Here is a 7,240-nt window from a genome sequence, read left to right as displayed (position 1 = left end):
CCCCGCCCCGCCCCCCCCCCCCCCCCCCCCCCCCCCCCCCCCCCCCCCGGCCCGCCCTCCGTGCCTTCCGCCATGACGCTCTCCTTGACGGCGGCCGTCAGCTCCCTGATCTGGGCGAACTCCGGCACCCGCGCGGGCAGCGCCTCCTCCGCCAGCTCGTGCCAGAGCCCCGAGATCTCCCTGAACCGCGCGGCCGGCTCCGCGAGGGCGGGCCGGTCGAGCAGGGCGGCGGCCTCGTCCAGCGCGTCGGCGAACAGGTCGCGCAGGTTCCCGCCGTCCATGCCGACCGGCTGCGCCCCCTCCCAGATCGACAGCAGCGCGCCGGCCAGGCCGCGCCGGTCGGCGAAGACCTTGGGCCACGCCTTGGCGTTGCGGGTGTCCACCAGCAGCCGGGCCCACTTGCGCCAGGCGGGCAGGGAGAAGGAGTCAGACGCGGTCGACAGGTGGGCCACGCAGTCGCGCAGCCCGTCGAGGGCGGCGGCGGCCAGCGCGGCCTCGTCCGGCGGGCCTGAGGGGCGGAGCACGTGCAGGATGTTCCGGTACGAACCCACCCGCGCCCGCGCGGCGTCGAACCGCTCCCCGGGAACGTGGATCGGCGCCCGGCCCCGGTCGTCCAGGTAGACGCCGTCCTCGTCGTGCCGGTAGGCCACCACCGGGTGGCCGCCGTACCCGTCGAGCGTGGCGGGCAGGTGCCAGTAGCCCAGGTGGTAGCGGTCGGGCAGCACCACGCAGGGCCGCCCGGCGTCCAGCTCCGCGCGCAGTTTGGTCGCGGCGGCGCGGGCCCCGGCGGTGCGGTGCTCCTCGTACGGCACCCCGAGCCGCCCGAGCGTCTTGGCCATCCAGCGGTCGTGGTACTGCCACTGGTTGCGGAAGCCCAGCACCACGTGTCGGGAGTCGTCGTGGCGGAACTCCCACAGGATGTAGCCGGCCCCGATGCCGCCGCCGGCCAGGAACACCAGCGGCTCGCTGACGGCGGCCCCCTGGTTGGCCAGCACGGACGCGATGGCGGCGCTGGACGGATGCCTGCCGCCCGAGAAGCGCCAGCCGCCGTCGGCCGCCTGCTCGGCGAGGCCCGCGACGTGCAGGCGGGCCGTCGTGTAGCTCTCGCCCGTCTTGGCCATCCGCGCCCTGACGCGCGCCTTGAGCTGCTTCTTGCTGGTCATGTACGACTCTTCCCGCGGCCATCGCCCAGGCCCGGCCCACGCCCGCGGCCTGTGGCGGCCACGAAAGATCGCCGACCGGTCGGCACGCGGCTCCCGAGGCTCCTCGCGTCCCCTTTGCCTCCGCTTCGGGCGGGCCGCGTGGGAGCCCGCTCTGGAGGTTCGGCGGGAGAGTGCCGCCGTCCTGACGGATGCTAGTACAGGACGGCGAGGGCCGCACCTAGCGCTTCTGGCCGTAGGTCAGGACGACGATGCCCGAGGTGAACGGGGTCGTCCGCAGCAACTGGAGGTGGGTGAGGTCGATCAGGCCGCTGAGCAGCCGGTCGCCGCCGCCCGCGAGGACGGGGAACATCCAGAAGTGGAACTCGTCGACCAGCCCGTGCTCGATGAGCGTGCGGTCGAGCGCGCCGGTGCCGTACTTGAGGATGTTCCGGCCGGGCTGCCGCTTCAGCTCCGCGACGGCCTCGGCGACGTCGCCCTCGATCAGGCTGCCGTTCCAGGCGTCGGCGCTCTTGAGCGTGGTGGAGGCGACGTACTTCGGCATGCTGTTCATCTTGTCGGTGTACGCGTCGCCGGAACGGCCGGCCCACGCCTCGGCGAACCCCTCGTACGTCTCCCGGCCCAGGAGCAGCGTGTCGGCCTCGAACAGCAGCTTCGAGCCGTACTCCTGGTGGTCCTCGTCCCAGTAGGGGGCGCCCCAGATGTGCGGGTCGCCGATGACGCCGTCGAGCGTCACGAACGTGGATTCGACGAGCTTCCTCATTGTGGTCTCCTTCGTCAGTGCCTCGCTGTTGAGACAACCCTGCCGTACGGTACTTACCGAATCCTGCCGATCTTCTTAAGGGTTCTTGAGGCCGGCCTTCGCGGGGCGACGGGCGAAGAAGACGAACTCCTTGCCCGGCCGGTCAGGGGCGTCCCTGACCTCCTCCAGCATGTGTCCGGCCGCCGCCAGGTCCGCCTCGATCTCGTCCCGCTCGCGGAAGCGCAGCGTGGACGTGGACGTCAGCACCGCGCCGTCGGAGGCGAACACGTACGTCCACCTGAACGTCACCAGCGGGCCGCTGACGTCGATCAGGTCGGCCCACGACTCGACCACGCCCGTCCCCGGCACGTCGGTGACCTGGTGGGTCTCCTCCCTGTTCCAGTGCTCCCATGCGCGCCTGGCCGGGTCGCGGGTCTCGAACACCAGGTGCCCGCCCGGCCGCAGCGCCTCCCGCGCGCCGGTCAGCGTGCCGCGCCAGGCGTCCGGCTCGGCGATGGCCTGCGCCACGTTCGCCGTCATGACGGCCAGGTCGGCCCGCATCGGCGGCAGGGCGGTGGCGTCGCCGTGGATCCAGCGCACCCGGTCGGCGCCCGGCTTGCCCCTGGCGACGTCGAGCGAGGCCGCGGCCGGGTCGACGCCGGTCACCTCGATCCCGCGTTCGGCCAGGAGCAGCGCGAACGTGCCGGTGCCGCAGCCGATGTCGAGCACGGTACGCGCGCCCAGCTCGGCGGCGACGGCGACGTAGACGTCGAGGTCGCTCCTGTCGGGGTCCAGCGGGTCGTAGACGGCGGCCAGCCGGGGGTGCTCGAAAATCGCGTCAGCCATCCGCCGAACCTACCGGCGCCGGGGCCGGTCAGCCGCCTGTGGGGTGGGCGTTCCCTGACACCCAGAGCGCGAGCTGGGTGCGGTCGCGCAGGCCGAGTTTGCGCAGGCAGCTGGAGATGTGGTTCTTGGCGGTGCCCTCGGTGATGTGCAGCCTGCGGGCGATCTCGCGGTTGGCCGCGCCGGCGGCGACGAACCTGGGGATCTCGTACTCGCGCTCGGACAGTCCGCCGGGCGGCCCGTCCGCGTCCGCCTGCGCCGCGGGCACCGGGGCCTCGCGCAGCGCGCTGACCAGCCGTTCGCTCGCGGCCCCGCCCAGGACGGTCTCGCCGCGCGCCGCCCGCCTGATCGCGGCCACGAGCTCGTCCGGCGGTACGTCCTTCAGCAGGTAGCCCTTCGCGCCCGCCCGCAGGCCACCGAAGATGTAGTCGTCGTCGTCGAACGTCGTCAGGATCACCGGCGCGACCTCGGGGAACTCGGGCCGCAGCCGGGCGTCCACCTCCCCGCCGTCCATGCCCGGCATGCGGGCGTCCACGAGCGCGACCTGGGGCCGCTCGCCGTCCGGGGTCCGCGCCAGCAGGCTCAGCGCCTCCTCGCCGCCGCCGGCGGTGGCGGCGATCTCGATGCCCGGCTCGATCTCCAGAAGTTTGCGCAGCCCTTCGCGCATCAGGATGTGATCGTCCACGAGCAGGACACGAACGGCCCCCATCAGAGCGGCACCGTCGCCCTGAGGGTGAAGCCCTCGCCCGCGCGGCCGGCGACGTCGAGTGCGCCGCCGACGCCGTGCAGGCGTTCGCGCAGGCCGCGCAGGCCGAATCCGTTCTCGGTCGCGCCGGGCGCGGCTCCCGTGCCGTCGTCGGTGACGGAGACCTGGACCCGGTCCGGCGTGCAGTCGAGCGCGACCTCGATGTGGCGGGCCCGGGAGTGACGCAGGGCGTTGGTCAGGCCCTCCTGGACGACCCGGTAGCAGACCAGCTCGCGGTTCTCGTCCACGTCGGGCCAGGCGCCGGTCATGGTGAAGGCGACGCCGGTGTCGTCCGAGCCGAACGACTCGGTCAGGACCCGCAGGGCGGCGGGCCCTTTGAGGCCCTCCATGCGCAGCGGTTTGAGCGCGCGCACCCAGCGGCGGGTGTCGGTCAGCGCCTCCAGCGTCAGCTCGCGCGCCTGGCTCACCTCGTCCCAGGCGGCCTCGGGGCGTACGGTGCGGTAGCGCTGGGCGTTCTGCAGGCCCACGTTGATGACGGTGAGGTAGTGGCCGACCGAGTCGTGCATGTCCCGCGCCATCCGCGCACGCTCCTCGGCCACCGCCAGCTCACGCGAGCGTGCCGCGTGCCGTTCGAGCTCGGCGTGGGCGCGTTCGAGGTCGGCGTGGGCTTGTTCCAGTTCGGCCAGGAGGCGGCGGGTCTCCTCCGCGCGGCTGTGCGACTGGAAGAGCGCGATCACGACCAGGAGCAGCACCAGGCAGAGCAGCAGCATGAGCGTGCCGTTGACGGCCGCCCCGATCAGCGTCTGACGCGGGTTGAACGCGCTGACGCCGAAGCCGAGCAACCCGGCGACGGCGGTGTAGGCGAGCGCGCCGCGCAGGCCGAAGACGACCAGGGCGTTACCGACCGCCAGGCCCACGATGATCGGGGCGCTGGCCCCGCCGGGCGACAGCAGCGGCAGCGACACGACCAGGAACGCCACGCTCGCCGCCCGGCGTGACGGCGGCGCTTCCCTGCCCCAGGGCAGGAGCGGCCACAGGACGGCCGCGAGCACCAGGGCACCGGCTCCCGTCCAGGAGATCACCGCGTACAGCGCGCGGTCGCCCGGCGGCACCTGGTCGATCACCGGGAGGGCGCCGACGAGGACCACGGCGCAGATGCCGGCCGCGGCCCAGAACAGCACGCTGAACACGATGGGCGCGCGTCCGCCGGAGAACCCGACCCAGCGCTCCAGCTCCCGCATCGATCTCGGCTGCCGCATAGCCGCAGCATAATCGCCGCGATCGTCCGGATAAGAGTGCCGATGGTCATGTTCCGGCGGGTGACGATCGGCATGGGTACGGACATGACCGGCAGGTGCCCGATGACGGATGTTCCGCCCCGATCGCCGAAACCTACGATCGCAGCACTTCGAGCGACAAGGGGCGGCATGAACGTCGATGCAGGGGCCGGAAAGGCCGGACGGGACGAATGGGACGGGCAAGGCGGGAGGGGTGGGCTGGACGAGCCGGTGAGGCGGGTGCCGTGGGCGGGGGTCGTGGTGACCGTGCTCAGTCTGATCGCCATGGCCGCCATCGCGTGGGCGCTGTGGGACTCGCTGCCGGAGCTGGTGACGACGCAGGAGGCCAGGGGGCGCCGTGGACGCATCCAGGTGCCGCGGATCGTCCTCGCGGCGGCGCTGCCGGCGGCCGTGGTCGCGCTGGCCGCGATCATGGCGCTCGCCTCCGTGGTCGCCGGCCGTCTGCGGGCCTGGTTGCCGCCCGCGCTCGTCGCCTCGCCGCGCGCGCAGGCCGCGTCCACGAACGCCGTCTTCGTGCTGCTGCCGCCGTTCATCACCGTCCTGCACGCGGGGCTGCTGCTGGAGACCGCCGGTCACCACGTTCCCCTCCCCCAGCTGGTGACGGCCGCGTTCGGGCTGCTGATCGCGGGACTCGGCGGCGTCCTGCCGCGGCTGCGTCCCACGCGCCCCGACCCCGCCGGGGACCGGGTGCGGCGCGCGGGCGCCGTGGCCATGATGCTGCTGGGCGCCGGATGCGCGGCAGGCGCCTTCCTCCTCCCCGCGCTGCCCGTCGCGGTGGCCGTGGCGTACGCGGGCGGAGGGATCGCCGGGCTGACGATCCTCCTCGCGCGGGTGTGGCCACGCCCCCGCTGACCCCAGTAGACGGGCGCAGTAGACGGGCGCGGCCGGAGGGCGCGGTTCAGCCGACGATGACGCGTTCCTCGGGCAGCTCGTAGCGGCGGATGCGCTGCTTCAGCGCGAGCGCCGAGCCCAGGGTGAGCGGCCCGATGCGGCCGATGAACATCAGCACGCTGAGCAGCACGTGCCCGGCCAGCCCGGTGTCCGCGGTGATGCCCGTGGACAGGCCGTTGGTGGCGAAGGCCGAGATGATCTCGAACAGCACACGGTCGAACCCGTACGGCGTCATGATGAGCATGAGCCAGGTCGCGAACGTCACCACGACGATGCCCAGCATGCTGATCGACAGCGCCTGCCGCTGGGTCGCGGCGGGCAGGCGGCGGTGGCCGATGTTGACGTGGCTCTCGCCGCGCAGCTCGGACCAGACCATGAACAGCAGGAAGCCGAGCGTGGTCACCTTGATGCCGCCGGCCGTGCCCGCGCTGCCGCCGCCGATGAACATCAGCACGTCGGTGAGCAGCCACGACGACGGGTTCATCGCGGCGATGTCGAGGGTGTTGAAGCCGCCGGAGCGCGGCATGACGGCGGTGAAGAAGGCCGCCAGCAGCTTGTCGCCGTCGTTCAGCGGGCCCATCGTGGCGGGGTTGCGCCACTCGGTCATCAGGAACGCCAGCGTGCCGCCCGCGATCAGCACCGTGCTCAGGCCCACGGTGATCCGGGTCAGCAGGGACCAGCGGCGGGGACGGCGCCAGGTGCGCAGCAGTTCGAAGACGACGGGGAAGCCGAGCCCGCCGACGATCACGGCCAGCGCGATCGTGACGCAGATCCACGGGTCGGTGACGTACCGCACCAGGTTGTCCGGCCACAGGGCGAAGCCCGCGTTGTTGAACGCCGACACCGCGTGGAAGGCGCCCAGGTAGGCCGCGCGGCCGAGCGGCTCGCCGTAGCCGATGGCGAAGCGGCCGGCCAGCACCACGGCGACGACGGCCTCGCAGATCAGGCTGAACACCACCACCTTGCGCAGCACGTGGCCCAGGTCGGAGGCGACCACGGACTTGGTCTCCAACTGGGCCGACAGGCGGGCGCGCAGGCCCAGCCGGCCGGAGACGATGACCGTGATCACGGTGGCGAGCGTCATGATGCCCAGGCCGCCCACCTGGATGAGCAGGGCGATGACGACCTCGCCGAAGACCGACCAGTGGGTCGCGGTGTCGACCACGACCAGGCCCGTCACGCAGACGGCGGAGGTGGCGGTGAACAGCGCGGTGAGCCAGTGGGAGGAGTCGCCGTCGGCGGTGGCCTGCGGGGTGGCGAGCAGGAGCGTGCCCACGAGCACGGCGGCGCCGAACCCGGCGGCGATGACCACCGTGGGATGCCCGCCGCGTCCGGCCAGCGCGGGACGGCGCGTCATCGCACCTCCCGCCGGGCGCACCGGCCGTCGTCGTCCATCGCAGAGCCTCCGTCGGGCCACCCGGCCAAGGACGCCGCCGACCAGCCTTCCCGGCACACCGGGCCATACCGTAGCGCAGGCTCAGGAGCCGCCGCCAGCGGCGCTGCCCCCGTGGCGGGCCTGGGGGACGTAATCAGGGGGGCGGATGGCCGAAGCTTGAGGTGTCCCTGCGGGCGGCGCGCCCGCGTCCTGGGCTGAAATGGG

General features: G+C 73.2%; 7 protein-coding genes. 1 reads left to right on the top strand and 6 read right to left on the bottom strand.

The window, feature by feature from the left end; translation table 11 throughout:
* The 5 genes from ABFX54_RS47820 to ABFX54_RS47800 all read right to left on the bottom strand — a co-directional run.
* Nucleotides 1-1,163 (bottom strand): BtrH N-terminal domain-containing protein (locus ABFX54_RS47820; RefSeq protein WP_346113774.1); only part of this gene is annotated, 1,163 nt, incomplete at its 3' end.
* Nucleotides 1,164-1,380: 217 nt separating this feature from the next.
* Nucleotides 1,381-1,923, bottom strand: coding sequence for a dihydrofolate reductase family protein (locus ABFX54_RS47815; protein WP_346113773.1), 543 nt, complete (start codon nt 1,921-1,923; stop codon nt 1,381-1,383).
* Between the two features lie 75 nt (nt 1,924-1,998).
* Nucleotides 1,999-2,748, bottom strand: coding sequence for a class I SAM-dependent methyltransferase (locus tag ABFX54_RS47810; protein ID WP_346113772.1), 750 nt, complete (start codon nt 2,746-2,748; stop codon nt 1,999-2,001).
* A gap of 28 nt (nt 2,749-2,776) precedes the next feature.
* On the bottom strand, nt 2,777-3,454 hold the full coding sequence (locus ABFX54_RS47805) for a response regulator (RefSeq protein WP_346113771.1): 678 nt from the start codon (nt 3,452-3,454) through the stop codon (nt 2,777-2,779).
* Nucleotides 3,454-4,710: a sensor histidine kinase gene (locus ABFX54_RS47800; RefSeq protein ID WP_346113769.1), complete on the bottom strand. Its 1,257-nt coding sequence runs from the start codon at nt 4,708-4,710 to the stop codon at nt 3,454-3,456. Before ABFX54_RS47800 ends, ABFX54_RS47805 begins: the two co-directional genes overlap by 1 nt.
* 168 nt (nt 4,711-4,878) lie before the next feature.
* Here ABFX54_RS47800 and ABFX54_RS47795 point away from each other — a divergent pair, with 168 nt between their 5' ends.
* Nucleotides 4,879-5,601, top strand: coding sequence for a hypothetical protein (locus tag ABFX54_RS47795; protein ID WP_346113768.1), 723 nt, complete (start codon nt 4,879-4,881; stop codon nt 5,599-5,601).
* A 46-nt stretch (nt 5,602-5,647) separates the two neighbouring features.
* Here ABFX54_RS47795 and ABFX54_RS47790 read toward each other — a convergent pair whose 3' ends face one another.
* A complete protein-coding gene (locus ABFX54_RS47790) occupies nt 5,648-6,997 on the bottom strand; it encodes a TrkH family potassium uptake protein (protein WP_346113767.1) in 1,350 nt (449 codons plus the stop codon).
* Between the last annotated feature and the right edge of the window lie 243 nt (nt 6,998-7,240).

This window comes from Nonomuraea maheshkhaliensis, from assembly GCF_039529435.1.
GTDB lineage: Bacteria > Actinomycetota > Actinomycetes > Streptosporangiales > Streptosporangiaceae > Nonomuraea > Nonomuraea maheshkhaliensis.
This window is presented reverse-complemented; position numbering and strand designations above follow the sequence as displayed.